This is a genomic window from Streptomyces tritici (assembly GCF_048500665.1).
Lineage (GTDB): Bacteria > Actinomycetota > Actinomycetes > Streptomycetales > Streptomycetaceae > Streptomyces > Streptomyces tritici.
On the sequence record NZ_CP183183.1, the window covers coordinates 4490950 to 4515054 of the forward strand.

The window sequence follows — 24105 nt, forward strand, 5'->3', positions numbered from 1 at the left end:
GGGAGCGGGCCTCAGTCCCGGCGGGGCACGACCTTGATGTTGAAGGTGTGGCTGCCGAGGCCGCCCGCGATGCCCATGAACAGGAAGGCGAAGTGCTCCTGGCCGCGGGCGGTGGTGATGCCGCCGATGTCGAGCTGGGACGATTCCGGCCAGCCGAGGTCGGTGAGCAGGCGGCCGGTGGTCCGCTTGGCCTCCGCGTCGTCGCCGGAGAGGAAGACGGTGCTGGCGCCGTCGAGCGCGCCCGGGGCGGTCATGGCGGTGGAGTCCATGGTGCACAGCGTCTTGACGACGGGGGTGAGGGGGAACGCCTCCTGGATCTGTTCGCCCAGGCTGCTGTTGGGGTGGGAGAGCTCGGTGTAGTCGTCGGAGAGACCGACGCCGACGTCGATGAGGAGGGTGCCGGCCAGCGCCCGCGCGCCGAGGGAACGCAGCAGGTCCAGGGAGACGTTGCCCGGGGTCGCGTTGACGAGGACGTCCGCGTGGGTGACGGTCTCCTCCAGGCTCGCCACGGGGAGTCCGAGGTCCGTCCGCTCCTCGGGCCGGCGCGAACCGAGAAGGACGTCGTGTCCGGCGCCCTTCCAGCCGTGGGCCAGAGCGCGGGCGACATTTCCTGTGCCAAGAAGTCCGATACGCATGCCCGGAAGCTATCCGCGGCCCGTGCCGTACCGGATCGGGCTGTGGCCCCGTCCGCACCCGCACCAAGGGCCTAGGTCGGGAGTGCCGGTAATTGCCTTGCCCGCTCTGGGGGTTCGGGATCTTCTGGGGCGGGACGGCCGGCCGCCGGGGCCGGCGGGCGAGCCGAAGGGGCCGGGATGCCGGGAGTGGAGAATCTGCCCACCTACGCTCTGGGGGCGCTGCTGATCATTCTGCTGCCGGGGCCGAGTTCCCTTTTCACGCTGGCGGTCGCGGCCCGGCTCGGCGTACGGGCCGGATGGCGGGCCGCGGCCGGGGTGTTCCTGGGGGAGACCCTGCTGATGGCGGCGACGGCGGCGGGGCTCGCCTCGCTGCTGCAGGCCAACGCGCTGCTGTTCGCCGTGGTCACGTACGCGGGGGCCGGGTATCTGACCTGGATCGCCGTCGGCATGATCCGCGCGGCGTGGGCGATGTGGCGCCGGCGCGGCGAGCGGGACGCGCAGGAGCCGACGGCCGCGGGCGAGCCGCCGACGGGCGGGCTGTTCCGGCGCTCGGTGGTGATCACCGTCCTGAACCCGAAGGCGATCCTGTTCTTCGTCTCGTTCTTCGTGCAGTTCGTCGACCCTGCCTACCCGCACCCGGGCCTGTCGTTCGCGCTGCTCGCGCTCGTCTACCAGGCCATCAGCGTCGCGTACGTCTCCGCGCTGATCCTCGGCGGCACGTACCTGGCAGCCCACTTCCGCCGCCGCCGGAAGCTGTCGGCGGGGCTCACGTCGGGGGCGGGAGCCCTGTTCCTCGGCTTCGCGGCGAAGCTGGCGACGACGAGCAGCTGAGGCCCGCCGTCGCCCGCCCGGGTTCACGCCGCGGGCTTCTTCAGCAGCTCGACGAGGCTGGAGAAGCTGTCCGCCGCGTGGCCGGCGTCCATGCCGTGCCGGAAGGCGTCGACGAGGAGGGCCGGGAGCGCGGTGTCGACGCCCGCGTCGGCGTTGGTGCGCAGGACGTGCTCGACGCTCGCCTTGCCCATGGCGAGGCGGTCCACGTCGCCGGTGTGCACGCCGGCGTCGATGCGGTCGGCGTAGAACGCGAAGAAGCCCGGCAGGGAGTTCGCGGTCTCCACGGCGTGCGGCAGGATGTCCGCCGCCTTCATGCCGTGGGCGTCGGCGAGGGCGACGGCCTGCCAGTAGCTCAGCATGGACGTCCAGAACATGACCATGCCGATCTGGTACATGAGCGCGGCGAGCCCCGGGTCCTCGCCCCGGTGGTCGGAGCGCCCGGTGATGACTTCGAGCGCGGGCCGGTGCCGGTCGAAGACCTCGCGCGGGCCGCTGTAGAAGGTCGACGACTCGGCCTTGCCGATCCCGGAGGGCGGCACGGTGATGCCGCCGGTCAGGTGGACGGCGCCGCGCTCGGCGGCCCAGCGGGCCGCGGCCCGGGCCTTCTCGGGGGTGTCGGAGCCGAGGTTGACCAGGACCCGGCCGCTCAGCGCGGCCTCGGCGGGCCCGAGCGTGGCGTACACGGCGTCGTAGTCGGTGAGGCTCAGGATCACCAGCTCGTTGGCGGCGACGGCGTCCTTCACGCTGGGCGCGAGCACCGCGCCGCGGGCGACCAGGGCGTCGGCGCGGGAGGCGGTGCGGTTCCAGAGGGTGACGTCGTAGCCGCGGTCGAGGAACGCCCCGGCCATGGCCTGCCCCATGGGGCCGAGGCCGATGACGGTGACGGACTGCCGGGTGCTGCGCATGAGGGGATCCCTTCGCTAAAACGAACGCTCTATTTAGAGCACGGGAGGAACGTACCACAGCTCTAGAACGAGCGCTCTACTCAGTGGCCCGCTACTGTGGCGGCATGCAGACCAGCAGCACACGGGACCGGATCGTCGTCGCCGCCGCACGCCTCCTGCAGCGGCAGGGCTACGTCGGCACGGGAATCAAGCAGATCGCCCAGGAGGCGCAGGCCACCCTCGGCTCCGTCTACCACTTCTTCCCGGGCGGCAAGGAGACCGTGGCCGTCGCCGCGATCCGGCACAGCGGCGAGGAGTTCGCGACGCTCCTGCGGGAGGCGCTGGACAGTGACGACGACCCCGCGGAGGCGGTGACGGCCTGCGCCCGGCGACTGGCCGAAGAGCTGCGCGCGTCGGGCTGGACCGACGGCTGCCCGGTCACGGCGGCGGCCCTGGAGACGCTCGGCACCGACTCGGAGATCCAGCAGGCCTGCGCCGACGCCCTCCGCGACTGGGAGCAGCTGGTCCAGGACAAGCTCCTGCGCGGCGGCCTCCCCGTCCAGAGCGCCCGCGAACTGGCGAGCACCGTCATCTCCGCCCTGGAAGGCGCCGAGGTCACCGCCCAGGTCACCCGCACCGAGGAACCCCTCCAGGTCGCGGGCCGCCAACTCGCCCTCCTGATCCGCGCCCACCGGGCGTAGGCGCGCGTCTAGCCCCGGCAGCGCACTCGGCTCGGCGCGCCCCTAGTTCAGCATCGCCCGGGCCGCCTTCGCGCGGGTGCGGAGGCGGTCCGCGATCGTGGGCTCGACGGCGGCGACGACGTCCGCGTAGGACTCCATCTCCGCCGCGCCCTCCAGGAACTCGCCGCGCTGGACGAGGAGTTCCGCGCGTTCGTAGCGCAGGCGGGCGGGGTGGGAGGGCAGCAGGAGCTGCAGGTCCAGGGCGATCAGGGCGAGGTCCGAGCGCTCGGGGCGCGGCGCGGCCCAGGCGCGGATGTTGTTGAGGATGCGGCGGACGATGTCCAGTGGGTCGGCCGGCTGCAGCATGGACGGGTCCAGGGTCTCGCCCGTCGCCCCCGCCACGAGCAGTTCCGCGTCCCGCGCCGTCAGCTCGCGGCCTGCGGCGAACGGGTCCGCCAGGACCTGGTCCTCCAGCGGCGCGAGCGGGTCGCCGAGGCCGACGACGAAGTGGCCGGGCAGGGCGACCCCGTACACCGGCGCGTGGGCCCGCCGGGCCACCTCCAGCCAGATCACCGACAGCAGGATCGGCAGCCCGCGCCGCCGCCGCAGGACGTGGTGCAGCAGCGAGGACTCCAGGCGCTCGTAGTCCGCCGGCACGCCGTGGAAGCCCTCCCGGCCGCCGAGGAGTCCGGCGAGCGCCGCCGCCCAGGCTCGCGGGGAGCGCGTCCCGTACGGCAGCAGCCCGGCGAGCCGGTCCAGCTCCACGTCCGCGTCGTCGAGGTCCTGCTGCGTGGCGAGCGGGTCGCAGGCCGCGCCCAGCAGCAGGCACAGCCGGGTGAGGTCCGGACGCTCGGTCCGGGCCTCCGCCGCGAACTCCTGACCCCAGTCGGTCACCGGCTCACCCCCGACCGTCCTCGCCCGCCCGGTAGTGGTGGTAGTGGTGATGGACCTCGAAGCCCATCCCCGCGTACATGGCCCGCGCGCCGCCGTTCTCCGACTCCACCTGGAGCCAGGCCGCCGAGGCGCCCTCGTCCAGCGCCCGCCGGGCCAGTGCCGTCATCACCGCCGTGGCCAGGCCCTTCCGGCGGTGCTCGGGGTCGACCTCCACCGCCATGAACCCGGCCCAGCGGCCGTCGACCACACACCGCCCGATCGCCGCCGGTATGGAACCCGTGCCCGGTACGGACGCGAACCACACACTCGGGCCGCTGTGCAGTACCTGCAGCACATGGGGTCCGGGCACACCGAACCGCTGGTAGCGCCGGAGCCACTGCTCGTCGAGGCCGCGGTCCAGCCGCACGGCGGAGACGTCGGCGTCCAGGTCGGCGACGGGCGCGAGCCCGCCCGTCTGGACCTGCGCGGACATCTCCCGCGTCCATCCGCGCCGCTCCAGCTCGGCGCAGAGCAGCTCCTGCGTGCCCGCCGCGCCCGTCGCCGCCTGCACGTACGCCGGCAGGCCGCGGGCCGCGTACCAGTCCCGTACGCGCTCAAGGGCGTCGTCCAGCGGCAGGCCCGGATCGCCGAGCGGCAGTGCCGAGTTGGCGCGCCGGGTGAACCCCGCGGCGGCCCGCAGCGTCCACCCGCCGAGCGCCTCGCTCTCCACCGGCTCCCAGGCGCGCGCGGTGACCCGCGCCAGCTCCTCGAAGGAGGCCGCCGGACCCCGTCGGCGGGCCGGCGCCGGAGGGACCACCTTGCCCGCGACCAGGGCGGATTCCGCGATGCGGACGCTCTCGCCGGTCCTGCGTGTGATCACGAGCACACCCGCGTCCCAGGATGCGAGAACGCCCACCGCGTCAGCGAACGCCGCCCCGGTCCCCGAAGCGTGTGTCGCATACCGGACGGAGACGCGTTTGCCCACGTCAGAGCCGGTAATGCGGACCTTGAGCAGCCCTCCGCCGGTGAATTCCACGGCTCTCCCCGCCCCTCCTGTTCGGATCGTCTCCAAGAACGGAGATACTAGGGGCGGGCATCGACGACGCCGCGCTCCCGCGCAGAGCCAGCCCTACCGAGGAGGAACGACAGCGTGACCTACGTCATCGCGCAGCCTTGTGTCGACGTCAAGGACAAGGCGTGCATCGAGGAGTGCCCCGTCGACTGCATCTACGAGGGCCAGCGGTCCTTGTACATCCACCCGGACGAATGCGTCGACTGCGGGGCCTGTGAGCCGGTCTGCCCGGTCGAGGCGATCTTCTACGAGGACGACACTCCCGAGGAGTGGAAGGACTACTACAAGGCGAACGTCGAGTTCTTCGACGACCTCGGTTCGCCCGGTGGCGCCTCGAAGCTCGGCCTCATCGAGCGCGACCACCCCTTCATCGCCGCTCTGCCGCCGCAGAACGGCTGATCAGCGCTGATCGCGCGCCCTCGGTCCCGTACGGTGTGTCCGCCGTGCGGGGCCGTGGCGTTTTCGCGGTTCCGTCCGTAGGAGAAAGTGAGCACCGTGTCCGCCGTTCCGTCTGTTTCGTCCCGACTGCCCGTCTTTCCCTGGGACAAGCTGGAGCCGTACAAGAAGACCGCCCTGGCGCACCCCGACGGCCTCGTCGACCTGTCCGTCGGCACGCCCGTCGACCCGGTGCCGGAGCTGATCCAGCAGGCCCTGGTCGCGGCCGCGGACTCGCCCGGCTACCCGACCGTGTGGGGCACGCCCGCGCTGCGCGACGCGATCAGCGGCTGGTGCGAGCGGCGGCTCGGCGCGGTCGGCTTCGGGCACGGGAACGTGCTGCCGGTGGTCGGCTCGAAGGAACTGGTGGCCTGGCTGCCGACGCAGCTCGGGCTCGGCGCGGGCGACAAGGTGGCGTACCCGAGGCTCGCCTACCCGACGTACGAGGTCGGGGCGCGGCTGTGCGGCGCGGAGCCGGTGGTCTACGACGACCCGACGGAGCTCGACCCCGAGGGCCTGCGGCTGCTGTGGCTCAACTCCCCGTCCAACCCGACCGGGAAGGTGCTGCCGAAGGACGAGCTCACGCGGATCGTCGCGTGGGCCCGCGAGCACGGCGTGCTGGTCTTCTCCGACGAGTGCTACCTGGAGCTGGGCTGGGAGGCCGACCCGGTGTCGGTGCTGCACCCGGACGTGTGCGGGGGCTCGTACGAGGGCATCGTCGCCGTCCACTCCCTCTCCAAGCGCTCCAACCTGGCGGGCTACCGGGCGGCGTTCGTCGCCGGTGACGCGGCCGTCCTCGGCGAGCTGCTGCAGATCCGCAAGCACGGCGGGATGATGACGCCCGCGCCGGTGCAGGCGGCGACGGTGGCGGCGCTCGGCGACGACGCGCACGTGGCCGAGCAGCGCGAGCGGTACGCGGCCCGGCGCTCGGCCCTGCGGGCGGCGCTGGAGGCGCACGGCTTCCGGATCGAGCACAGCGAGGCCAGCCTGTACCTCTGGGCCACGCGGGACGAGCCGTGCTGGGACACGGTGGCGTACCTCGCGGACCTCGGCATCCTCGTCGCGCCGGGCGACTTCTACGGCACGGCCGGGGAGCGCTTCGTCCGCGTCGCCTTCACGGCGACCGACGAGCGCGTGGCGGCGGCCGTCAAGCGCCTGGGGGCGTAGGGCCGGGGTAGTCGGGGCGCGCGGGATCGCCCGCCGCGCCCCACTCCCACATGCTGTGCACCACCGGCTCCAGGGCGCGGCCCCGCGCGGTCAGGACGTACCGGACCCGTGGGGGCCAGCCGGGGCTGCGGTGGCGCTCGATCACGCCCGCGCGGGTCAGCTGCGCCAGCCGGTCGGACAGGACCTTGTCCGAGAGGGCGGGCAGGGCGGCGGCCAGCTCCGAGTACGCGGCCCGCTCCCGCCGCAGGAACTCCCGCAGCACCAGCGGCGTCCACCGGCCGGCCAGCGCGGCGAGCGTCACGTCCACGGGGCAGTCCGGGGCCCGGCCCGGGCCGGGCGGCACGAGGGCGTCGTCGGGACAGTCGGCGAGCGCGCCGGCGCGGGGCTCCGGGGCGTGGCGCTCCACGGCGTCGTGGGGTTCTGGGGCGTCGGGTTCCGGGGCGTCGTGGGGCTCCGCGGTCTGCGGTCGCCCGTGGCCAACCGTTTGGTGAGTCACGACAGCCCTTCCTAACGTCCCGGTCATGCGTATCCACCACCTCAACTGCGGTTCCCTGCGCGAGATTCCGCCCCTCGGCGCGGAAGGCGGCGCCCGCGCCGCGGTCTGCCGCTGCCTGCTGATCGAGACCGACGCGGACGGGCTCGTGCTCGTCGACACCGGCCTCGGCACCGCCGACCTGGAGGATCCCGGAGGACGGCTGGGCGCGGACTGGGCGGCGTACGCGCAGCCGGCCTGCGACCCGCGGGAGCCCGCGCTGCGGCAGGTCGAGCGACTCGGGTACGCGCCGGGGGACGTGCGGCACATCGTGCTCACGCACCTGCACCGCGACCACACCGGCGGGCTGCCGGACTTCCCCTGGGCGCGGGTGCACCTGCACCCCGCCGAGCACCGCGCGTACACCGACCCGGCGGACCCGTACCACCGGCACACGCTCGACCGCTTCGTACCGGCCCACCGGGCGCACGGGCCGCTGCTGACGCCGGCCGTGCCGGACGGGCGCGCGTGGTTCGGCTTCGGGGACGTGGCGCGCCCGCGGGGGCTGGAGTGCGAGCTGCTGCTCGTGGGGCTGCCGGGGCATTCGGCGGGCCACGCGGGCGTGGCGGTGCGGGACGGCGCGGGGCGGTGGCAGCTGCACGCGGGGGACGCGTACATGCACCGCGGCGAGATCGAGGCGACGCCGCCGCTCGCGCACCCGGCGTTCGAACCGGTCCAGGAGGGCGCCCAGACGGGCGCCGGGGCGCGGCTCGCGACGCGGGACCGGCTGCGGGCGCTGCGCCGCGACCACGGGGACGAGGTGACGGTGTTCAGCGCGCACGACCCGTGGGAGACGGTGCTCGGGTAGCCGGAAGGGCCCGGGAGGCGATGCCTCCCGGGCCCTTCGCGGGTGCCGGCGCGGGTCAGCCGCCGAGCAGGCCGTTCGTGGGCAGGCCGGACGTCGGCAGACCCTCGGTGGGCAGGCCCTGCGTGGGCAGCTTGTCGGTCGGAAGCTTGTCGCCGGCGCCGTCGACGAGCTTTCCGGCACCGCCGGTCGCGTCGCCGGCGGCCTCCTTGGCGAGCGGCGTGGCGACCTCACCGGTCTTGCCGACGGTGTCGACGGCCGAGGAGGCGCTGCTCGGGTCGAGCTGCGTCAGCCCGGACAGCCCACCGGCCACGGGCAGCTCCGCGGCGCCCGCGACGCCGGCCGCACCGACCACGGGAGCGGCTCCCGCCGCGACAAGCAGTGCGGCGCGGGCGATCCGACGGCTCAGGGGGAGGGACATGTTGCTCCTTCGACGGAGGGGACGAGGTTGACGCCCAGACAACCGCGGCGGGGGAGGGAGAGGTTGCGGCGACGCAATGTAAAGACTTGGTAACGCGTCGCATAATCCGACGGTGCGAAACCCGGGCGAAGCGCCTGGTCGGAGCCCCCGGAGAGGAACCGTTTTCCTGGTTGCGCGGCAAGGCTCCGCGCCCGCCCGCGCAGCCCCGCCGGGGACGCCGTCGGCGGCGGACCGGCCGGCCGACCGGAATACCCCGCAGGGGCGACCCCTCGCACGGATGCCCGCCCTGAAGGATGCGACGATCTCCGCATGCGGACGCTCGACGAACTCACCGATGTGGCCGACCCGGCGTGGCCGGAACTCCAGGCGTGGATCGAGGCGGGCTCCGTACCGGTCGAGGTGCTGCCCCCGGACCCGGCGGAGGCCCACCGCTCGCTGCTCCAGATGCAGGTCACCGCCCGCTCGACGCTGGGCGCGGTGGCGCTGCGCACCGGCGGCCTGCTCCTGGACGGCGGCTGGCTGCGCGTGTTCGGCGGCGGCAAGGTCCTGCCGAGCCTGGCCCGGGCCAACGCCTTCCCGGAGACGTTCGAGCCCGCCTGGTACCCCGCGACGGGCCTGGTCGTCGCCCACGACGTCCTCGGCGGCGTCTTCGCCCTCAACGGCGCGCACCCCGCCGCCGCCGGACGCCCCGGCGAGCCGGGCGAGATGACGTACTTCGCGCCCGACACCCTCGCCTGGGAGTCCCTCGGCACCGGCCACTCCGGCTGGCTCGCCTGGCTGCTCGACGGCGGCACGGAGGAGTTCTACACCGGCCTGCGCTGGCCCGGCTGGCGCGAGGAGGCGGCGGCCCTGACCCTCGCCCAGGGCATCACGGTCTACCCGCCCCTGTGGTCCGTGGAGGCCCGTGCGGACCTCGCCGCCACCAGCCGCAGCCCGGTCCCCATGCGCGAAGTCCTCGGCTTCGCCGCCGACACGGCCGGACAGCTCGGCCCCGCCCACCCGGGCTTCCTCGGCGAGGTCTGAGGCGCCGCCCGGGCCGCCCGCGCCGGAGGCCCGGCGCTACTGCGCGACGCGGATGTGGACCGTACCGGCGGTCGTGTCGCCGGAGGCGGCCTTCGTCCACGTGCCGGAGACGTCGGCGGCGCGCCAGACGCGGCCCGCGTACGCGACCTCCTCGATGCGCAGGGACTCCGCACGGGCCACCGCCCAGTTGGCGAGCTCCCAGCCCCGCTGCTCCGCCGGGACCGACGTCTCGCGGACCGGCACCGACACGAGCGTCGCGGCCGGTGCGCCGGCCGCGTTGCGGCCCCCGCCCGCGCGCACCAGGAGCTTCGGGGCCAGGTCCTTGCCGAAGGCCCGCACCAGCTCGTCCCGCACCTTCGCCGGGTCGCCGGCGCGGCCGTCCGACGGGCGGGCCGTGCACGACAGGGACGGGCCCGAGCGCCCCGTCAGCGCCGCCGCCAGCAGCGTCGCGTCCGGCTCGTGCTTCGCGTACGCCTGCGGGTAACCGCTGCGCTGCACCTTCTGCGCGGCCACCGTCAGCGGCAGCCGCGAGTAGCCCGGCACGTCCTCCAGGTGCTCGTAGAACTTCCCCGACGAGTAGACCGGGTCGAGGATCTGCTCCGGCGTGCCCCAGCCCATCGACGGCCGCTGCTGGAACAGGCCCAGCGAATCGCGGTCGCCGTGCGAGATGTTGCGCAGCGCCGACTCCTGCAGCGCCGTCGCCAGCGCGATGGTCACCGCCCGCTCGGGCAGGCCACGCGTGGTGCCGACCGCGGAGATCGTCGCCGCGTTCGACGCCTGCTCCGGCGTGAACGCGTACGTGTTCTGGCCCGTGCCCACGCTGCACCGGGGCGCGCCCTTCCCGCCCGTCACGTAGTGGACGGAGACGTAGGCGGCCAGCCCGAGCAGCACGGCGGTCGCGGCCGTGAAACGGGCGAGACGGCCGCGGCGACGGGGCGGGCGACCGGACGAGGCGGAAGCGGGGGCGGACTCGGGCACGGGGTCACCGTACTGGAGTCCGGTTACGGCCCGGCCACCCCGTCCGCGTCACCGCACGCGCACCGCACGACCACCGCCCGAGCACCGCCCGACCGCCGCCGGAAACCGCGGGAGGCTCCGCGGCGGCGGGCGTTAGGGTCGACCGCATGCAGACCGGCACCTCGTACCCCGCCCTGGACCTCGCCCTCGACGGCCCCGCCCTCACCGCCGCGCTCGTCGACTTCCCCTCCGTCAGCGGGACGGAGAAGCCGCTGGCGGACGCCGTCGAGCAGGCCCTGCGCGGGCTGCCGCACCTCACCGTCGACCGGCACGGCAACAACGTCGTCGCGCGCACGAACCTCGGCCACGCCGAGCGCGTCGTCCTCGCCGGCCACATCGACACCGTCCCGATCGCCGACAACGTGCCCTCCCGCCTCGACGAGAACGGCATCCTGTGGGGCTGCGGCACCAGCGACATGAAGTCCGGCGTCGCCGTCCAGCTCCGTATCGCCGCGACCGTTCCCGCGCCCAACCGCGACCTCACCTTCGTCTTCTACGACAACGAGGAGGTCGCCGGCCACCTCAACGGCCTCGGGCACGTGGCCGAGGCCCATCCCGACTGGCTGGAGGGCGACTTCGCGATCCTCCTGGAGCCCAGCCTCGGCGAGGTCGAGGGCGGCTGCCAGGGCACGCTCCGGGTCCACCTGCGCACGGAGGGCGAGCGCGCCCACTCCGCGCGCTCCTGGATGGGCTCCAACGCCATCCACGCCGCCGCCCCGATCCTCGCCCGCCTCGCCGCGTACGAGCCGCAGAAGCGGGTAATCGACGGGCTGGAGTACCGCGAGGGCCTCAACGCCGTCCTCATCGACGGCGGCGTGGCCACCAACGTCATCCCCGACGCCTGCACGGTCACCGTCAACTTCCGCTACGCGCCCGACCGCTCCATGGCCGAGGCGGAGGCGCACGTACGGGAGGTGTTCGCGGACTGCGGCGTCACCGAGTTCGTGGTCGACGACCACAGCCCGGGTGCGCTCCCCGGACTCTCGCACCCCGCGGCCCAGGCGTTCATGAAGGCCGTCGGCGGGGCCGCCCGGCCCAAGTTCGGCTGGACCGACGTGGCCCGCTTCAGCGCGCTCGGTGTGCCCGCGGTCAACTACGGGCCCGGTGACCCGCTGTACGCGCACAAGCGCGACGAGCACGTCTTCGTCGACAAGATCAGGCACTGCGAGGCGCGGCTCCGCGACTGGCTGACTGCCTGACCGCCGGAATTTCGCTTTTTGTCACCTCCGGCGACCTAGGCTGACCGGACAACATCGGCAACATCGGTGGAGGGAGCAGGCCATGGGTATGCCCGAGAGCGGTGCGGCGAGGCCGGAGGAGCAGCGGCTGGGCCCGGTGCTGCGGCGCCGTGAGCAGATCGTGCCGGGGACCACGGATCAGCGGCTGCTGGACACCGAGGGCGACTCCGAGTGGGTGCACACCGATCCGTGGCGGGTCATGCGCATCCAGTCGGAGTTCGTGGAGGGCTTCGGCGCCCTGGCGGAACTGCCGAGCGCGATCAGCGTCTTCGGCTCCGCCCGAACGCGCCCGGACTCGCCCGAGTACGAGGCGGGCGTCCGGCTGGGCCGGGCGCTGGTGGAGGCCGGCTTCGCGGTGATCACGGGCGGCGGCCCGGGCGCGATGGAGGCGGCGAACAAGGGGGCGCGGGAGGCCAAGGGCATCTCCGTCGGCCTCGGCATCGAGCTGCCCTTCGAGCAGGGCATCAACCAGCACGTCGACATCGGCGTCAACTTCCGCTACTTCTTCGTCCGCAAGACGATGTTCGTGAAGTACGCGCAGGGCTTCGTCGTCCTCCCGGGCGGGCTCGGCACCCTCGACGAGCTCTTCGAGGCGCTGACCCTCGTCCAGACCCGCAAGGTGACCCGCTTCCCGATCGTCCTGTTCGGGACGGAGTACTGGAAGGGCCTGGTCGACTGGCTGCGGGACTCGGTGGTGGCGGGCGGCAAGGCCTCGGAGAAGGACCTGCTGCTGTTCCACGTCACCGACGACGTGGACGAGGCCGTGGCGCTGGTCTCGAAGGAGACCGGCCGCTGACCCGGTTCTCGAAGGAGACCGGTCGCTGAAAGCGCGGATCGGGCCCGGGAAGGATGAATCCTTTCCGGGCCCGGCGCCCTCTTGTCCCCGTGACCGGCCGCACGGGCCGGTGGACGAGAGGAGAACACCAGAATGAGCACCATGATGGTCGCCGGAATCGCCGTGCTCGGCGCGCTGCTCGTGGGCGCCTGCGCCTGGCACCTGCTGGGCCGCCGGAGGGGCCGGGGCTGAGCGAGCCATGAACCGACCCTTCACCTGGCCGGACGACCGGCTCATCAAGGCCGCCCAGGACGGCGACACCGGCTCGCTGACCGCCGTCGTCCTGGAGTCCCAGCCGCACGTGCGCCGGTTCGCCCGGTCGCTGTGCGCCTCGCCGCAGGACGCGGAGGACGCGGCGCAGGAGGCGCTGATCATCCTGTACCGGAAGATCGGCACCCTGCGGGCCACGGGCGCGCTGGCCTCCTGGATGTTCCGGATCGTCCGCAACGAGTGCCTCCGGCACGTACGGCTGCTCGTCGCGGCCCGCGACGCCCCGGCGCCGGACCGGACCGAGCCCGACCCCGAACCGTCCGCCGAGGAGGCGGTGCTGCACCGCCTGGAGGCGGAGCGGATCGCGGCGGCGATCGGGGCGCTGCCCCGCGAGCTGCGGCAGGTCCTGGTCCTGCGGGACGTCCAGGGCCTGCCCGGCAGGACCGTCGCCGACATGCTCGGCCTGAGCACCGCCGCGATGAAATCGCGGCTGCACCGGGCGCGCGCGGCGCTGCGGCGCGCCCTGGAGCCGCCGGCCGAGCCCGTACGACCCGTACGAGAAGGAGAGTGAGGACGTGACGACCGCACGCACCGCCCCGGAGCCGCGCGACTACTCCAGCGCCTCCGTCCCGCGCCACCTGGCTCGGGGGGCCCTGGGTCTGGCGCTGATCGCCGGCCCGCTCGCCCTGGTCCCTTCGCTCGGCCCGCTGGTGCTGCTGGCGGCCCCGCTCAGCCTGCTCGCCTTCCGCGGCTGCCCGACGTGCTGGGCGGTCGGCCTGGCCCAGACGATCAGCCGCGGCCGCCTGAAGCGCTCCTGCGAGGACGGGGTCTGCCGGCTGACGCGGGCGGAGTAGGCCGCGCCCGGGCCGGCCCGCCTCGCGAGCGGGGGGAGGCGGGCCGCCGGGCGTGGATCAGGCGGGGAACAGGCTCGGCTCAGGCGAGGCCGCGGCGGGCGACGGCCGGGGCGCGGTGGCCGGCGATGGCGGCGACCATGTCGAGGACCTGCCGGGTCTCGGCCACCTCGTGCACGCGGTAGACCTGCGCCCCGAGCCAGGCGGAGACCGCGGTGGTGGCCAGCGTCCCGATCACCCGCTCCTTGACCGGCCGGTCCAGGGACTCGCCGACGAAGTCCTTGTTGGACAGCGACACGAGCACCGGCCACCCGGTCTCCGTCATCTCGCCGAGCCGGCGCGTCGCCTCCAGGCTGTGCCGGGTGTTCTTGCCGAAGTCGTGGCCCGGGTCGATCAGGATGCCGTCCCGCCGCACGCCCAGCGCCACGGCCCGCTCGGCCAGCCCCAGCGTGACGCGCAGGATGTCGGCCATGACGTCCTCGTACTCGACCCGGTGCGGCCGGGTACGCGGCTCCGCCCCGCCCGCGTGCGTGCACACGAGCCCCGCCCCGTACCGCGCCGCGACCTCCGCGAGCTTGGGGTCGACGCCGCCCCAGGCGTCGTTCAGCAGGTCCGCGCCGGCCTCGCAGACGGCGGCGCCCACCTCGTGCCGCCAGGTGTCGACGCTGATCACCACGTCCGGGTGACGCCGGCGCACCTCGGCGACGAAGCCGACGGTCCGGCGGGCCTCCTCCTCCGCGGTGACCTCCTCGCCCGGACCGGCCTTGACCCCGCCGATGTCGATGATCGCGGCGCCCTCGGCGACGGCCTGCTCGACCCGGGCGAGGGCGGGCTCGTCGCGGAAGGTGGCGCCCTGGTCGTAGAACGAATCCGGGGTCCGGTTGACGATCGCCATGATCACCGGCTCGTGCGGCCCGAATTCCCGCCGCCCCAAGCGCAGCATCCCCTTTGTCCTCCCTCGTCCCTCGGCTCTCTTCGCCTGCGACCCTAGCTGTCGGTGGCGCATGGCACGATCGGCACGGGACGAATTCCACACCGGGAGAGGCGCGCTGTGTTCTGGTTCTTGGCGGTAGCGATGGTCGTGGTCGTCGCGGCGGTCACCCTGGTGGTGGTCGGCGGCGGCGACGGTGAGGTGCTGCCCGAGGCCGCGCCGGAGGGCCTGGTGGACCCGCTGCCGGCCACGCGGCCGGTGGGCCGGGCCGACATCGAGGCGCTGCGGCTGCCGGTGGCGGCCCGCGGCTACCGGATGGCGGACGTGGACGACGTCCTGGCCCGGCTGGGCGCCGAGCTCGCGGAGCGGGACGCGCGGATCGCCGAGCTGGAGGCGGCGCTCGCGGGCGCGCAGGCCCAGGCCGTCTCCCGCCCCGACCTGTTCGAGAAGCCCGCACAGGAGGAGGAGTGATGGCGGACGGCACGGCGATCGCCGGACCGGACGGCCGGCTCCGCTGCCCCTGGGGCCTGTCGGCCGAGGACTACGTCGCGTACCACGACGAGGAGTGGGGCAGGGCGGTCCGCGGCGACGACGCGCTCTTCGAGCGGCTGTGCCTGGAGGCGTTCCAGTCCGGGCTGTCGTGGATCACGATCCTGCGGCGCCGGGAGGGCTTCCGGAAGGCCTTCGCGGACTTCCGGATCGCCGAGGTGGCGCGGTTCGGCGAGGCGGACCGCGAGCGGCTGCTGGCGGACGCGGGCATCATCCGCAACCGCGCGAAGATCGACGCGACCCTGGCGAACGCGAAACTGCTCGCGACCTGGGCCCCCGGCGACCTCGACACCCTGATCTGGAACCACGCCCCCTCCGGGGACCGCCCCGCCCCGCGCACCCTGGCGGACGTCCCGGCGGTGACCCCGGAGTCGACGGCCCTGTCGAAGGCCCTCAAGAAGGAGGGCCTCCGCTTCGTCGGCCCGACCACGGCCTACGCCCTGATGCAGGCCTGCGGCCTGGTCAACGACCACCTCCAGGACTGCGCGATGCGCTAGGGGGTGTCTCGTCGATCAGGCCGGGAGCCCGGCATGATCGACGAGACACCCCCTAGGCCGCCGTCCGGCAGGGGTCAGCGACCGAGGTACCGGGGCTTCTCCTTGGCCAGGAAGGCCCGGACGGCGATCATGTGGTCCTCGGACGCGCCCGCCTTCGACTGGAGCTCGTCCTCCTTGTCCAGGGCCTCGTCCAGCGAGTGGTCCGCGCCGTACGCCAGCGACTCCTTCAGCGCCGCGTACGAGACCGTCGGGCCCTCCGCCAGGGTGCGCGCGACGGCCAGCGCCTCCGCGGCCAGGTCCGCCGCGGGGACCAGGCGGTTCACGATGCCCAGCTCGTACGCCTCCTGCGCCGAGATCGACCGCGGGAAGAGCAGCAGGTCCGACGCCCGGCTCGCCCCGATCAGCCGCGGCAGCGTCCAGGACATGCCCGAGTCGGCGGTCAGCGCCACGCCCGCGAACGACGTGTTGAACGACGCGGTGTCCGCCACCACCCGGTAGTCGGCCGCCAGCGCGAAGCCGAAGCCGGCCCCGGCCGCGACGCCGTTCACGCCCGCCACCACCGGCTTCTTCATGCCGGTCAGCGCCCGCACGATCGGGTTGTAGTGCTCCCGGACCGTGCTCATCGTGTCCGTGGAGCCGGACTCCTTGTCCGACATCAGCAGGCCCACGTGCTCCTTCAGGTCCTGTCCGACGCAGAACGCCCGCCCCGTCGCCGTCAGCAGCACCGCCCGAACGGCCGAATCCGCCGCGGCCGCCTCCGCCGCGTCCCGGAGCGCGACCTTCGCCGCCACGTTCATCGCGTTCATGGCCTCGGGCCGGTTGAGCGTGATGGTGGCGAGCCCGTCGCTCACCTCGTACAGGACGGTGTCGGCCATGAAAGATCCCCTTCGCACGGTCATCGTTGATCGCTGATCCGACCAGCATGGCGGAGTCCCCCCTCCCGGAACATGTGAGGTGCGTCAAAGATTCGACGTTCCGGCCGGGAGCCACGGCGGCGAAGTATCGCAGGCCGATCGCCGAAATGGGCGGTTTTGCGAGAGCGCGTTGCCTAAGCGATGCCGACCGATGTTGGTCATCGGGTCTGTCGATGCGGGATAATGACCTGGAAGCAATGTGTTCGATGCCGGTGACGCGTGCTCCTCACCCGGGGCAGCCGTCGGCGACGATGAGCTGGTTTCAGGAAGGGGAACGAGCATGGCGGCCATGAAGCCGCGGACGGGCGACGGCCCGCTCGAGGTGACCAAGGAGGGGCGGGGCATCGTCATGCGCGTTCCGCTCGAAGGCGGCGGTCGGCTTGTCGTCGAGCTGACCCCGGACGAGGCCGACGCGCTCGGCGACGCGCTGAAGAAGGTCGTCGGCTGACGCGACAAGGCATTACGGATTCCGCACCGCCCCGGCACGGCCCCTTGAGGTCGCGCCGGGGCGGTGCCGGTTCGTAGGGCGGTTGCGCGGGCGCAGGCGTACGGGCCAGGTGGCGCCGTGCTAGCCCCGCCTCACCGCGCACAGGAGCCCGTCGCCGACGGGCAGCAGCGACGGCAGCAGCTCCTGGCTCTCGCGTATCGCGCGCAGCAGCTCCCGCACCCGCAGCACCTCCGCCGGCTGCGCCGCCGAGTCGACCGTGCGGCCCTCGGCGAACATGCCCTCGAAGCACACCAGGCCCCCGGGCCGCAGCAGGCGCAACGATTCAGCGAGATAGTCCAGGCACTCCAGCCGGTCGCCGTCGCAGAACACCAGGTCGTATCCGCCGTCCGCGAGCCGGGGCAGGACGTCCAGCGCCCGCCCCGGGATGAACCGCGCCCGGTTCCCGGCGAACCCCGCCGCACGGAACGCCGTCTTCGCGAACTGCTGCCGCTCCGGCTCCAGGTCCACCGTGGTCAGGACGCCGTCCGGCCGCATCCCCTGCAGCAGGTAGATCCCCGACACGCCCGTCCCGGTGCCGATCTCGGCCACCGCCTTCGCGTCCGCCGTCGCGGCGAGCAGCCGCAGCGCGGCGCCGGTAGACGGCGACACCGAGGGCAGCCCTGTCTCCCGGGCCCGGTCACGGGCCCAGCGCAGCGCTTCGTCCTCGGCGACAAAGGCGTCGGCGAACGCCCAGCTCGTCTGCCGGTTGGCGGTAATGGCCCTCTCCTGTCCCCGTAGTTGGCGCAACGGTGACTGTATCCGCTGCGCGCGGGAACCCGCAGATGGGACCGGGCGTTGACAAGGGGCAGGGAGGGAAGCGCGAGAACGGGGGGAGCGGGATGGCATCACACGCGGCGAGCTGCGCCACGATCCCAAATTCGCGTAAAGATTCTTATCCGGAGCTAACGGACGAGGTGGCTATGGTAGGGGCTCCACTGGACACCACCAGAGCCGACAGGGGAGGTGCGGCTGCGCCTGTGGATCGGGGAGGAGTGCTTCGGCGTCTTCTCAGGTCGGCGGGTGAGCCGAAATCCGTGACCGAGACCGCCGACCGTTTCCGCACCGACGACTCCGCCCCCATCACCGCGACCTTCGCCTCGGACGCGGATGCGCAGGCGTGGACTCCGCCCACCTGGGAGGAGATCGTCAGCACGCACAGTGGTCGGGTCTACCGCCTCGCCTACCGACTGACGGGCAACCAGCACGACGCCGAGGACCTCACCCAGGAGGTCTTCGTCCGGGTCTTCCGCTCGCTGTCCACGTACACGCCGGGCACCTTCGAGGGCTGGCTCCACCGCATCACCACCAATCTGTTCCTCGACATGGTGCGCCGCAAGCAGCGCATCCGGTTCGACGCGCTCGGCGACGACGCGGCGGAGCGGCTGCCGAGCCGCGAGCCGTCCCCGCAGCAGGCGTTCAACGACACCCACTTCGACGCGGACGTGCAGCAGGCGCTGGACACGCTCGCGCCCGAGTTCCGCGCCGCGGTCGTCCTCTGCGACATCGAGGGCCTCTCCTACGAGGAGATCGCCGCGACGCTCGGCGTGAAGCTGGGCACGGTCCGCAGCCGGATCCACCGCGGCCGGTCGCACCTGCGCAAGGCGCTGCAGCACCGCTCGCCCGAGGCCCGGGCGGAGCGCGCGTACGCGGCCTACCCGGCCACCGCGGCGGCCGCCGTCGGCTGGGAGGGCGGAACCGCGTGACCAGCTCCAGTCCTTCCGGCCCCACCCCCGTGGAGCACCACCTCGGGGACCGGCTCGCCGCGCTCGTCGACGGCGAGCTCGGTCATGACGCGCGCGAGCGGGTGCTCGCGCATCTCGCGACCTGCCCCCGGTGCAAGGCCGAGGCCGATGCGCAGCGCAGCCTGAAGAACGTGTTCGCGCAGGCCGCGCCGCCGCCCCCGTCCGAGGGGCTTCTGGCGCGCCTTCAAGGACTGCCCGGCGGACCGGGCGGCCTGGGCGGTGACGGCGGCGGGCCCGCGCGCGCCGAGCGCGCCGATGGCATCGAGGGCCTCGGCGGCGGGTTCGACGTGCGGCGACTGCCGCCGGGCGCCGGGTTCGCCACGGCGGCCGTCGTCGACCCGCGCGCGGGCTTCCGGATCCACGAGGTCGGCCGGCCCGGCCAGGACCGCGCGGGGCGCGGGCGCCGGTTCGCCTTCGCGGCGGCCAGCGCGGTCTCCTTCGCGGCGATCGCTCTCGGCGGGGCGCTGCCGCTGGAGGCGGCGGTCGAGGCGAACGCGCGCGGCGAGGGCGCGGGCACGGCGGTACGGCCGGCGCGGAGCGGCGGCGGTGCGCAGAGCGTCGCCGAGGACCGCGGGGCGCGCTCGGCGGAGCGGCCCGCCCCGATGCTGGTGAACGCGGCGCGGCTGCAGGCCGATCCGTCGATCGCGGCGCGGCTGCACGCGGCCCGGCTCAACGACGCCCGGCTGAACGCGGCGTCGAACCTCCAGTTCCAGCCGCAGGTCACGCCGCTGCTGGTGCTGTCGCCGCTGATACGGCCCACGGGCTCGGCGATCCCACCGGCGATCACCCCGGTGTACCCTCCGACGGCCACCCCCGAGCCGAGCCGTCTGACGGCGCCGACGCAGCCGAGCGACCCGCTCCCGTCCCGGCGTTGAGCCGAACCTGATTGAATCCTCGGGGCAGGGACAGGACACGCTGTGACGGGGAGAGCATGGAAGACGGGAAGACCACCGGCCGGAAGCCGAAGTGGTGGAGCCGCCCGGCGCACAAGGCCGAACAGGGCACCGAGCCGGACCCGGTGATACCGCCCCACCCGGAGCCGGCACAGGCCCCCGACGGGGACGGCGACTTCACCCTCGCCGCCCCCACCCCGAGCACGCATCAGGAGCCCCCCACCTCGGCCCCGGCCGCCGCGGCTCACCAGGCAGCCCCCGTGGGACCGACGGCCCCGGCCGACGCACCCCCGCAGCCGAACGCCGACGCTCCGGAGCCCGCGCCGTCCGCCGACGGCAGCGCGCAGGCCGGGCCGGCACAGCCCGCGCCCGAGCAGGCCGCGCCCGCGCCGGCACAGCCCGCGCCCGAGCAGGCCGCGCCCGCACCGGTCGACGCCCCGCACGCGGGCGCCGCACCCGCCGACGCGGCCCCGCAGCCGGACCCCGCCCCGGTCCCGGCCGCCGAGGTCCCGCACCCGGCTGCCGAGCCCGCCGCCGAGCTCCCGCACCCGGCCACCGACGTCCCGCACCCGGCCCCCGCGCCCGCGCCCGCCACCGACGTCCCGCACCCGGCCCCCGCGCCCGCCGCCGACGTCCCGCAGCCCGCGCCCGCCCCCGCCGCGGGCGGTGACGGGTATCGGGGGGCCGGGCAGCCGTTGCATCAGCCGGACGAGTACAGCACCCCGCCCTACGGCGGGCCCGGGCCCTGGGCGCCCGCGCCGCCCGTGCAGCGGCCCGTGCCGCCGCAGGGCGCGCCGATGCCCGCCCCCGCGCCCGCCCCCATGCAGGCCCCTGCGCCCGCGCCCGCCGCGATGGCGGCGCCCGCACCGGCCGCCCCCGCGTCGCCCTGGGCGCAGTACGACCCCTGGGGCGCGCCCGGGGCCGCGGCGCCGGTCCCGGAGGGGAAGGGGAAGCGCCGCAGCGTCGGCTGCGCCGGCGTGCTCGCGCTCGTGCTGGCCGCCGGCATCCTCGGCGGCGGCGTCGGCGCGTACATCGAGCGCACCGGCGGGCTCACCACCGTCGAGCTCCCGCAGGCCGAGGCCCAGGACATCGGCCGCGCCCCCGACAGCGTCGCCGGCATCGCCGCGCGGGCGCTGCCCGGCGTCGTCACCCTCCACGTGAAGGGCGGCGGCTCCGCCGGCACCGGCACCGGCTTCGTCCTCGACAACAAGGGCCACATCCTCACCAACAACCACGTCGTCGACCCGGCCGGCAGCTCCGGCGACATCTCCGTCACCTTCAGCAGCGGCGAGACCGCCGAGGCCACCCTCGTCGGCAAGGACAGCGGCTACGACCTCGCCGTCGTCCGGGTCAAGGGCGTCGAGAACCTCAAGCCCCTTCCGCTCGGCAACTCCGACAACGTCCGCGTCGGCGACCCGGTCGTCGCCATCGGCGCGCCCTTCGACCTCCAGAACACGGTCACCTCCGGCATCATCAGCGCCAAGGAGCGCCCGATCACCGCCGGCGGCGAGAAGGGCGACGGCAGCGACATCAGCTACGTCGACGCCCTCCAGACCGACGCCCCCATCAACCCCGGCAACTCCGGCGGCCCGCTGCTCGACTCAAAGGCGCAGGTCATCGGCATCAACAGCGCCATAAGGGCGGCCGGCAACGGGGAGAACCCGACCAGCGGCCAGTCCGGCTCCATCGGCCTCGGCTTCGCCATCCCGATCAACCAGGGCAAGCGCGTCGCCGAGGAGCTGATCAACACCGGCAAGGCCACCCACCCCGTCATCGGTGTGAGCCTCGACATGCAGTACGACGGCGACGGCGCGCGCGTCGGGGACAAGGGCAAGGACAACACCCCGTCCGTCACTCCCGGCGGCCCCGCCGCCAAGGCCGGCATCCGGCCCGGCGACGTCATCACGAAGGTCGACGGACAACGCGTCCACAACGGCGAGGAGTTGATCGTGAAGATCCGCGCCCACCGGCCCGGCGACCGGCTCACCCTCACCGTGGTCCGCGGCGGCGACGAGCAGACCCGCACGTTGACCCTCGGTTCCGCGCAGGATTCCTGATGGCCATGCGGCGGCCATCGCGGCGGCAGGCACGAGGTACCGCGCCGTCGGGTTCGGCGGGTACCTTGGATCGGGCCCGGACCTCCTGAAGGAGCAGCAAGGTGTTCAACGACATCGGCATACTCGAGCTCGCCACGCTCGTTGTCCTCGCCGTGCTCATTTTCGGGCCGGACAAGCTGCCCAAGGTCATCCAGGACGTCGCCGGCTTCATCCGCAAGGTCCGGAGCTTCTCCGAGACCGCCAAGCAGGACATCCGCAACGAGCTGGGCCCCGAGTTCAAGGACTTCGAGTTCGAGGACCTGAACCCCAAGACGTACCTGCGCAAGCAGCTGTCGAAGGAGGGCGGGGAGCTCAGCGAGTTCAAGGAGCTCCGGGACACCTTCGACCTCCGCAAGGAGATGAACGAGGTCGCCGACGCGGTCAACGGCCGCGACACCGTGCCGGAGCCCTCGTCCGTGCCCGCAGTGAACGGCTCGAAGCCGGACCTGGTGAAGAGGAACGACGCCCCCGAGGCCGGCGGGCGTCCCTCGTTCGACCCCGACGCCACCTGACACCCCGCCCTTCGGCCGCCAAATCCCGGGCAGCCGGAGCGGGGTGGATATCCTCGACTGTCGTCCGTCGATGCGGACGCGAACGATCGAGGAGGCGGCCGGAGATGGAGACGACGAGTCGGGTGGAGGGAGTGCCCGCGGCCCGGCGTACGGCCGAGGGCTTCCTGCGCGCCCCGTTCGCCTGGTACGGGCTCGACGAGGCCTTCACCGGGCCGCGCTGGCTGATGCAGGTCGGCACGGCCGCCGACGGGACCGTCCAGCACGGTTCGCTGGGCCACGGTGACGAGCCGACGATAAAGACGGACGCCGGGGGCGCGGAGAAGGAGCGCTTCGCGGTGGTCGTGACGGTCGCCGCGAGCCCGGTACGGCGCTCCGGCGACGGTACGGGGGTCCTGGACGCCACGACGGTGTCCTCGGCCGCCTGGCTGGCCGGCTCCGGCCTGCTGGCGTACACGTGGCCCGGCCAGCTGGACCACACGCTGCGGGACGACTGGCTGGAGCAGCAGACCGAGGCCGCGTTCGAGCTGGCGGACGACCTGGAGGGGCCCGAGTGGTCCTCGCTGTCGCTGCCGGTCGACGGGGTGCCGATGCCGTTCCACTACCGCGAGTCCGAGTTCGGCTGGGTGCTGGCGGGCACGACGTCCGCGGGCGTGCACCTGGGGGCGTACGGGCGCGGGATGAGCGCGTACGGCCTCGGCTTCTCCCAGGTGAAGGACCTCGGCGCGTACGCCTGACGGCACCGGCACGACGACGAAGCCGTACGCCTGACGGCGCCGTACGACGACGAAGGGGCGCCCCGGAGGACCCGGGGCGCCCCTTCCGCGTCCGCGGACGCGTCAGAACTTGTTGCGCGGCGTGATGCCCAGGCTCATGCCCGCCAGGCCCCGCTGGCGGCCGCCCAGCTTGCCGGCGATGGCCCGCAGCGCGGAGCCCGCCGGGGACTCCGGGTCGGACAGCACGACCGGCTTGCCCTCGTCGCCGCCCTCGCGCAGCCGGACGTCGATCGGGATGGAGCCGAGGACCGGGACGGTCGCGCCCGTGGTCCGCGTCAGGCCGTCCGCGACCTTCTGGCCGCCGCCCGTGCCGAACACGTCGACCATCTCGTCGCAGTGCGGGCACGGCAGCCCGGACATGTTCTCGACGACACCGACGATCTTCTGGTGCGTCTGCACGGCGATCGAACCGGCCCGCTCCGCGACCTCCGCCGCGGCCTGCTGCGGGGTGGTGACGACCAGGATCTCGGCGTTCGGCACGAGCTGCGCCACGGAGATCGCGATGTCGCCCGTGCCCGGCGGCAGGTCGAGCAGCAGCACGTCCAGGTCGCCCCAGTACACGTCGGCGAGGAACTGCTGCAGCGCGCGGTGCAGCATCGGGCCGCGCCACACCACCGGCGCGTTGCCGGGGGTGAACATGCCGATGGAGATCACCTTCACGCCGTTCGCCGACGGCGGCATGATCATGTTCTCGACCTGGGTCGGACGCCCGTCCGCGCCCAGCATCCGCGGCACGCTGTGGCCGTAGATGTCGGCGTCGACGACACCGACCTTCAGGCCGTCCGCGGCCATCGCCGCGGCGAGGTTCACGGTCACGGAGGACTTGCCGACGCCGCCCTTGCCGGAGGCGACCGCGTACACGCGGGTCAGCGAACCGGGCTTGGCGAAGGGCACCTCGCGCTCCGCGGTCGTGCCGCGCAGCGCCGCCGCCAGCTCCTTGCGCTGCTCGTCGCTCATCACGTCGAGCGAGACGTCGACACCGGTGACGCCCTCCACGCGGGAGACGGCCTCCGACACCCGCTGGGTGATCGTGTCGCGCATCGGGCAGCCGGAGACCGTGAGGTAGACCGTCACGGCGACCTTGCCGTCGTCGGCGATCTCCACCGACTTCACCATGCCGAGCTCGGTGATCGGTTTGTTGATCTCGGGGTCGTTCACCGTCGCCAGTGCTTCGAGCACCGCGTCTTCCGTAGCCATACCGA

At 73.8% G+C, this 24105-nt stretch carries 29 protein-coding genes; 18 read left to right on the forward strand and 11 right to left on the reverse strand.

Annotated elements, in window-relative coordinates:
- Positions 1–11: 11 nt before the first annotated feature.
- Positions 12–635, reverse strand: coding sequence for an NADPH-dependent F420 reductase (locus tag ACNJ93_RS20985; protein ID WP_418958959.1), 624 nt, complete (start codon positions 633–635; stop codon positions 12–14).
- Positions 636–812: 177 nt separating this feature from the next.
- On the opposite strand from ACNJ93_RS20985, the gene leuE reads away from it, so the two are divergent.
- On the forward strand, positions 813–1466 hold the full coding sequence (gene leuE, locus ACNJ93_RS20990) for a leucine efflux protein LeuE (protein WP_418958960.1): 654 nt from the start codon (positions 813–815) through the stop codon (positions 1464–1466).
- A gap of 23 nt (positions 1467–1489) precedes the next feature.
- Here the strand turns inward: leuE and ACNJ93_RS20995 are convergent, their stop codons facing one another.
- A complete protein-coding gene (locus ACNJ93_RS20995; RefSeq protein ID WP_418958961.1) occupies positions 1490–2371 on the reverse strand; it encodes an NAD(P)-dependent oxidoreductase in 882 nt (293 codons plus the stop codon).
- A 104-nt stretch (positions 2372–2475) separates the two neighbouring features.
- Between ACNJ93_RS20995 and ACNJ93_RS21000 the strand changes: the two genes are divergently transcribed.
- The gene (locus ACNJ93_RS21000) at positions 2476–3051 is read left to right on the forward strand and encodes a TetR/AcrR family transcriptional regulator (protein ID WP_418958962.1); all 576 of its coding nucleotides are present in this window, start codon (positions 2476–2478) and stop codon (positions 3049–3051) included.
- Positions 3052–3093: 42 nt separating this feature from the next.
- On the opposite strand, the gene ACNJ93_RS21005 is transcribed toward ACNJ93_RS21000, so the two are convergent.
- Positions 3094–3924: a transglutaminase-like domain-containing protein gene (locus ACNJ93_RS21005; RefSeq protein ID WP_418958963.1), complete on the reverse strand. Its 831-nt coding sequence runs from the start codon at positions 3922–3924 to the stop codon at positions 3094–3096.
- A 4-nt stretch (positions 3925–3928) separates the two neighbouring features.
- On the reverse strand, positions 3929–4939 hold the full coding sequence (locus tag ACNJ93_RS21010; RefSeq protein ID WP_418958964.1) for a GNAT family N-acetyltransferase: 1011 nt from the start codon (positions 4937–4939) through the stop codon (positions 3929–3931).
- A gap of 114 nt (positions 4940–5053) precedes the next feature.
- Between ACNJ93_RS21010 and fdxA the strand changes: the two genes are divergently transcribed.
- Both fdxA and ACNJ93_RS21020 read left to right on the forward strand, forming a co-directional pair.
- Positions 5054–5374 (forward strand): ferredoxin, encoded by a 321-nt coding sequence (gene fdxA / locus ACNJ93_RS21015; protein ID WP_031078476.1) that lies wholly within the window; start codon positions 5054–5056, stop codon positions 5372–5374.
- Between the two features lie 96 nt (positions 5375–5470).
- Positions 5471–6577 carry a bifunctional succinyldiaminopimelate transaminase/glutamate-prephenate aminotransferase gene (locus ACNJ93_RS21020; protein WP_418961476.1) on the forward strand — a complete coding sequence of 369 codons (1107 nt, stop codon included), beginning with the start codon at positions 5471–5473 and terminating at the stop codon, positions 6575–6577.
- Here the strand turns inward: ACNJ93_RS21020 and ACNJ93_RS21025 are convergent.
- Positions 6558–7073, reverse strand: a complete 516-nt coding sequence (locus ACNJ93_RS21025) for a winged helix-turn-helix transcriptional regulator (protein WP_418958965.1) — start codon at positions 7071–7073, stop codon at positions 6558–6560. The two genes, ACNJ93_RS21020 and ACNJ93_RS21025, sit on opposite strands and share 20 nt — an antisense overlap.
- 25 nt (positions 7074–7098) lie before the next feature.
- Here ACNJ93_RS21025 and ACNJ93_RS21030 point away from each other — a divergent pair, with 25 nt between their 5' ends.
- Positions 7099–7917, forward strand: a complete 819-nt coding sequence (locus ACNJ93_RS21030; RefSeq protein WP_418958966.1) for an MBL fold metallo-hydrolase — start codon at positions 7099–7101, stop codon at positions 7915–7917.
- A gap of 55 nt (positions 7918–7972) precedes the next feature.
- Here the strand turns inward: ACNJ93_RS21030 and ACNJ93_RS21035 are convergent, their stop codons facing one another.
- Positions 7973–8335 (reverse strand): ATP-binding protein, encoded by a 363-nt coding sequence (locus tag ACNJ93_RS21035; protein ID WP_418958967.1) that lies wholly within the window; start codon positions 8333–8335, stop codon positions 7973–7975.
- A 309-nt stretch (positions 8336–8644) separates the two neighbouring features.
- On the opposite strand from ACNJ93_RS21035, the gene ACNJ93_RS21040 reads away from it, so the two are divergent.
- Positions 8645–9358, forward strand: a complete 714-nt coding sequence (locus ACNJ93_RS21040) for a DUF2625 family protein (RefSeq protein ID WP_418958968.1) — start codon at positions 8645–8647, stop codon at positions 9356–9358.
- Positions 9359–9394: 36 nt separating this feature from the next.
- On the opposite strand, the gene ACNJ93_RS21045 is transcribed toward ACNJ93_RS21040, so the two are convergent.
- Complete coding sequence (locus ACNJ93_RS21045; protein ID WP_418958969.1) at positions 9395–10336, reverse strand: hypothetical protein; 942 nt, start codon at positions 10334–10336, stop codon at positions 9395–9397.
- A 146-nt stretch (positions 10337–10482) separates the two neighbouring features.
- Between ACNJ93_RS21045 and dapE the strand changes: the two genes are divergently transcribed.
- The 4 genes from dapE to ACNJ93_RS21065 all read left to right on the forward strand — a co-directional run bounded on the left by dapE (position 10483) and on the right by ACNJ93_RS21065 (position 13512).
- Positions 10483–11574: a succinyl-diaminopimelate desuccinylase gene (dapE, locus tag ACNJ93_RS21050; RefSeq protein ID WP_418958970.1), complete on the forward strand. Its 1092-nt coding sequence runs from the start codon at positions 10483–10485 to the stop codon at positions 11572–11574.
- A gap of 82 nt (positions 11575–11656) precedes the next feature.
- Positions 11657–12409 carry a TIGR00730 family Rossman fold protein gene (locus ACNJ93_RS21055; RefSeq protein WP_418958971.1) on the forward strand — a complete coding sequence of 251 codons (753 nt, stop codon included), beginning with the start codon at positions 11657–11659 and terminating at the stop codon, positions 12407–12409.
- A gap of 238 nt (positions 12410–12647) precedes the next feature.
- The gene (locus ACNJ93_RS21060; protein WP_418958972.1) at positions 12648–13229 is read left to right on the forward strand and encodes an RNA polymerase sigma factor; all 582 of its coding nucleotides are present in this window, start codon (positions 12648–12650) and stop codon (positions 13227–13229) included.
- A 4-nt stretch (positions 13230–13233) separates the two neighbouring features.
- On the forward strand, positions 13234–13512 hold the full coding sequence (locus tag ACNJ93_RS21065; protein ID WP_418958973.1) for a hypothetical protein: 279 nt from the start codon (positions 13234–13236) through the stop codon (positions 13510–13512).
- A 79-nt stretch (positions 13513–13591) separates the two neighbouring features.
- Here the strand turns inward: ACNJ93_RS21065 and folP are convergent, their stop codons facing one another.
- Positions 13592–14452: a dihydropteroate synthase gene (gene folP, locus ACNJ93_RS21070; protein WP_418958974.1), complete on the reverse strand. Its 861-nt coding sequence runs from the start codon at positions 14450–14452 to the stop codon at positions 13592–13594.
- A gap of 108 nt (positions 14453–14560) precedes the next feature.
- Between folP and ACNJ93_RS21075 the strand changes: the two genes are divergently transcribed.
- Both ACNJ93_RS21075 and ACNJ93_RS21080 read left to right on the forward strand, forming a co-directional pair.
- Complete coding sequence (locus ACNJ93_RS21075) at positions 14561–14911, forward strand: hypothetical protein (RefSeq protein ID WP_418958975.1); 351 nt, start codon at positions 14561–14563, stop codon at positions 14909–14911.
- The gene (locus tag ACNJ93_RS21080) at positions 14911–15486 is read left to right on the forward strand and encodes a DNA-3-methyladenine glycosylase I (protein ID WP_418958976.1); all 576 of its coding nucleotides are present in this window, start codon (positions 14911–14913) and stop codon (positions 15484–15486) included. Before ACNJ93_RS21075 ends, ACNJ93_RS21080 begins: the two co-directional genes overlap by 1 nt.
- 74 nt (positions 15487–15560) lie before the next feature.
- Here the strand turns inward: ACNJ93_RS21080 and ACNJ93_RS21085 are convergent, their stop codons facing one another.
- Positions 15561–16361 (reverse strand): enoyl-CoA hydratase/isomerase family protein, encoded by an 801-nt coding sequence (locus tag ACNJ93_RS21085; protein ID WP_418958977.1) that lies wholly within the window; start codon positions 16359–16361, stop codon positions 15561–15563.
- A 319-nt stretch (positions 16362–16680) separates the two neighbouring features.
- On the opposite strand from ACNJ93_RS21085, the gene ACNJ93_RS21090 reads away from it, so the two are divergent.
- A complete protein-coding gene (locus ACNJ93_RS21090; RefSeq protein WP_003966491.1) occupies positions 16681–16848 on the forward strand; it encodes a DUF3117 domain-containing protein in 168 nt (55 codons plus the stop codon).
- A 120-nt stretch (positions 16849–16968) separates the two neighbouring features.
- On the opposite strand, the gene ACNJ93_RS21095 is transcribed toward ACNJ93_RS21090, so the two are convergent.
- Positions 16969–17634, reverse strand: coding sequence for an O-methyltransferase (locus ACNJ93_RS21095; RefSeq protein WP_418958978.1), 666 nt, complete (start codon positions 17632–17634; stop codon positions 16969–16971).
- Positions 17635–17807: 173 nt separating this feature from the next.
- On the opposite strand from ACNJ93_RS21095, the gene sigE reads away from it, so the two are divergent.
- The 5 genes from sigE (at position 17808) to ACNJ93_RS21120 (ending at position 22864) form a co-directional block, all read left to right on the forward strand.
- On the forward strand, positions 17808–18590 hold the full coding sequence (gene sigE, locus ACNJ93_RS21100; RefSeq protein WP_418958979.1) for an RNA polymerase sigma factor SigE: 783 nt from the start codon (positions 17808–17810) through the stop codon (positions 18588–18590).
- Positions 18587–19504 (forward strand): zf-HC2 domain-containing protein, encoded by a 918-nt coding sequence (locus ACNJ93_RS21105; protein WP_418958980.1) that lies wholly within the window; start codon positions 18587–18589, stop codon positions 19502–19504. The genes sigE and ACNJ93_RS21105 overlap by 4 nt, the downstream gene beginning before the upstream one ends.
- A 56-nt stretch (positions 19505–19560) precedes the next feature.
- Complete coding sequence (locus ACNJ93_RS21110) at positions 19561–21579, forward strand: S1C family serine protease (protein WP_418958981.1); 2019 nt, start codon at positions 19561–19563, stop codon at positions 21577–21579.
- A 101-nt stretch (positions 21580–21680) separates the two neighbouring features.
- Complete coding sequence (locus tag ACNJ93_RS21115) at positions 21681–22130, forward strand: sec-independent translocase (protein ID WP_418958982.1); 450 nt, start codon at positions 21681–21683, stop codon at positions 22128–22130.
- A gap of 104 nt (positions 22131–22234) precedes the next feature.
- Positions 22235–22864 carry a hypothetical protein gene (locus ACNJ93_RS21120; RefSeq protein WP_418958983.1) on the forward strand — a complete coding sequence of 210 codons (630 nt, stop codon included), beginning with the start codon at positions 22235–22237 and terminating at the stop codon, positions 22862–22864.
- A 102-nt stretch (positions 22865–22966) separates the two neighbouring features.
- Here the strand turns inward: ACNJ93_RS21120 and ACNJ93_RS21125 are convergent, their stop codons facing one another.
- Positions 22967–24100: an Mrp/NBP35 family ATP-binding protein gene (locus ACNJ93_RS21125; RefSeq protein WP_418958984.1), complete on the reverse strand. Its 1134-nt coding sequence runs from the start codon at positions 24098–24100 to the stop codon at positions 22967–22969.
- Between the last annotated feature and the right edge of the window lie 5 nt (positions 24101–24105).

Excerpts from the sequence above, each read along its gene's own strand:
- ACNJ93_RS20985 (WP_418958959.1), bottom strand. The coding sequence starts at position 635 with ATGCGTATCGGACTTCTTGGCACAGGAAATGTCGCCCGCGCTCTGGCC.
- leuE (WP_418958960.1), top strand. The coding sequence starts at position 813 with ATGCCGGGAGTGGAGAATCTGCCCACCTACGCTCTGGGGGCGCTGCTG.
- ACNJ93_RS20995 (WP_418958961.1), bottom strand. The coding sequence starts at position 2,371 with ATGCGCAGCACCCGGCAGTCCGTCACCGTCATCGGCCTCGGCCCCATG.
- ACNJ93_RS21000 (WP_418958962.1), top strand. The coding sequence starts at position 2,476 with ATGCAGACCAGCAGCACACGGGACCGGATCGTCGTCGCCGCCGCACGC.
- ACNJ93_RS21030 (WP_418958966.1), top strand. The coding sequence starts at position 7,099 with ATGCGTATCCACCACCTCAACTGCGGTTCCCTGCGCGAGATTCCGCCC.
- ACNJ93_RS21035 (WP_418958967.1), bottom strand. The coding sequence starts at position 8,335 with ATGTCCCTCCCCCTGAGCCGTCGGATCGCCCGCGCCGCACTGCTTGTC.
- ACNJ93_RS21040 (WP_418958968.1), top strand. The coding sequence starts at position 8,645 with ATGCGGACGCTCGACGAACTCACCGATGTGGCCGACCCGGCGTGGCCG.
- dapE (WP_418958970.1), top strand. The coding sequence starts at position 10,483 with ATGCAGACCGGCACCTCGTACCCCGCCCTGGACCTCGCCCTCGACGGC.
- ACNJ93_RS21055 (WP_418958971.1), top strand. The coding sequence starts at position 11,657 with ATGGGTATGCCCGAGAGCGGTGCGGCGAGGCCGGAGGAGCAGCGGCTG.
- ACNJ93_RS21060 (WP_418958972.1), top strand. The coding sequence starts at position 12,648 with ATGAACCGACCCTTCACCTGGCCGGACGACCGGCTCATCAAGGCCGCC.
- folP (WP_418958974.1), bottom strand. The coding sequence starts at position 14,452 with ATGCTGCGCTTGGGGCGGCGGGAATTCGGGCCGCACGAGCCGGTGATC.
- ACNJ93_RS21080 (WP_418958976.1), top strand. The coding sequence starts at position 14,911 with ATGGCGGACGGCACGGCGATCGCCGGACCGGACGGCCGGCTCCGCTGC.
- ACNJ93_RS21085 (WP_418958977.1), bottom strand. The coding sequence starts at position 16,361 with ATGGCCGACACCGTCCTGTACGAGGTGAGCGACGGGCTCGCCACCATC.
- ACNJ93_RS21090 (WP_003966491.1), top strand. The coding sequence starts at position 16,681 with ATGGCGGCCATGAAGCCGCGGACGGGCGACGGCCCGCTCGAGGTGACC.
- sigE (WP_418958979.1), top strand. The coding sequence starts at position 17,808 with ATGGTAGGGGCTCCACTGGACACCACCAGAGCCGACAGGGGAGGTGCG.
- ACNJ93_RS21110 (WP_418958981.1), top strand. The coding sequence starts at position 19,561 with ATGGAAGACGGGAAGACCACCGGCCGGAAGCCGAAGTGGTGGAGCCGC.
- ACNJ93_RS21120 (WP_418958983.1), top strand. The coding sequence starts at position 22,235 with ATGGAGACGACGAGTCGGGTGGAGGGAGTGCCCGCGGCCCGGCGTACG.
- ACNJ93_RS21125 (WP_418958984.1), bottom strand. The coding sequence starts at position 24,100 with ATGGCTACGGAAGACGCGGTGCTCGAAGCACTGGCGACGGTGAACGAC.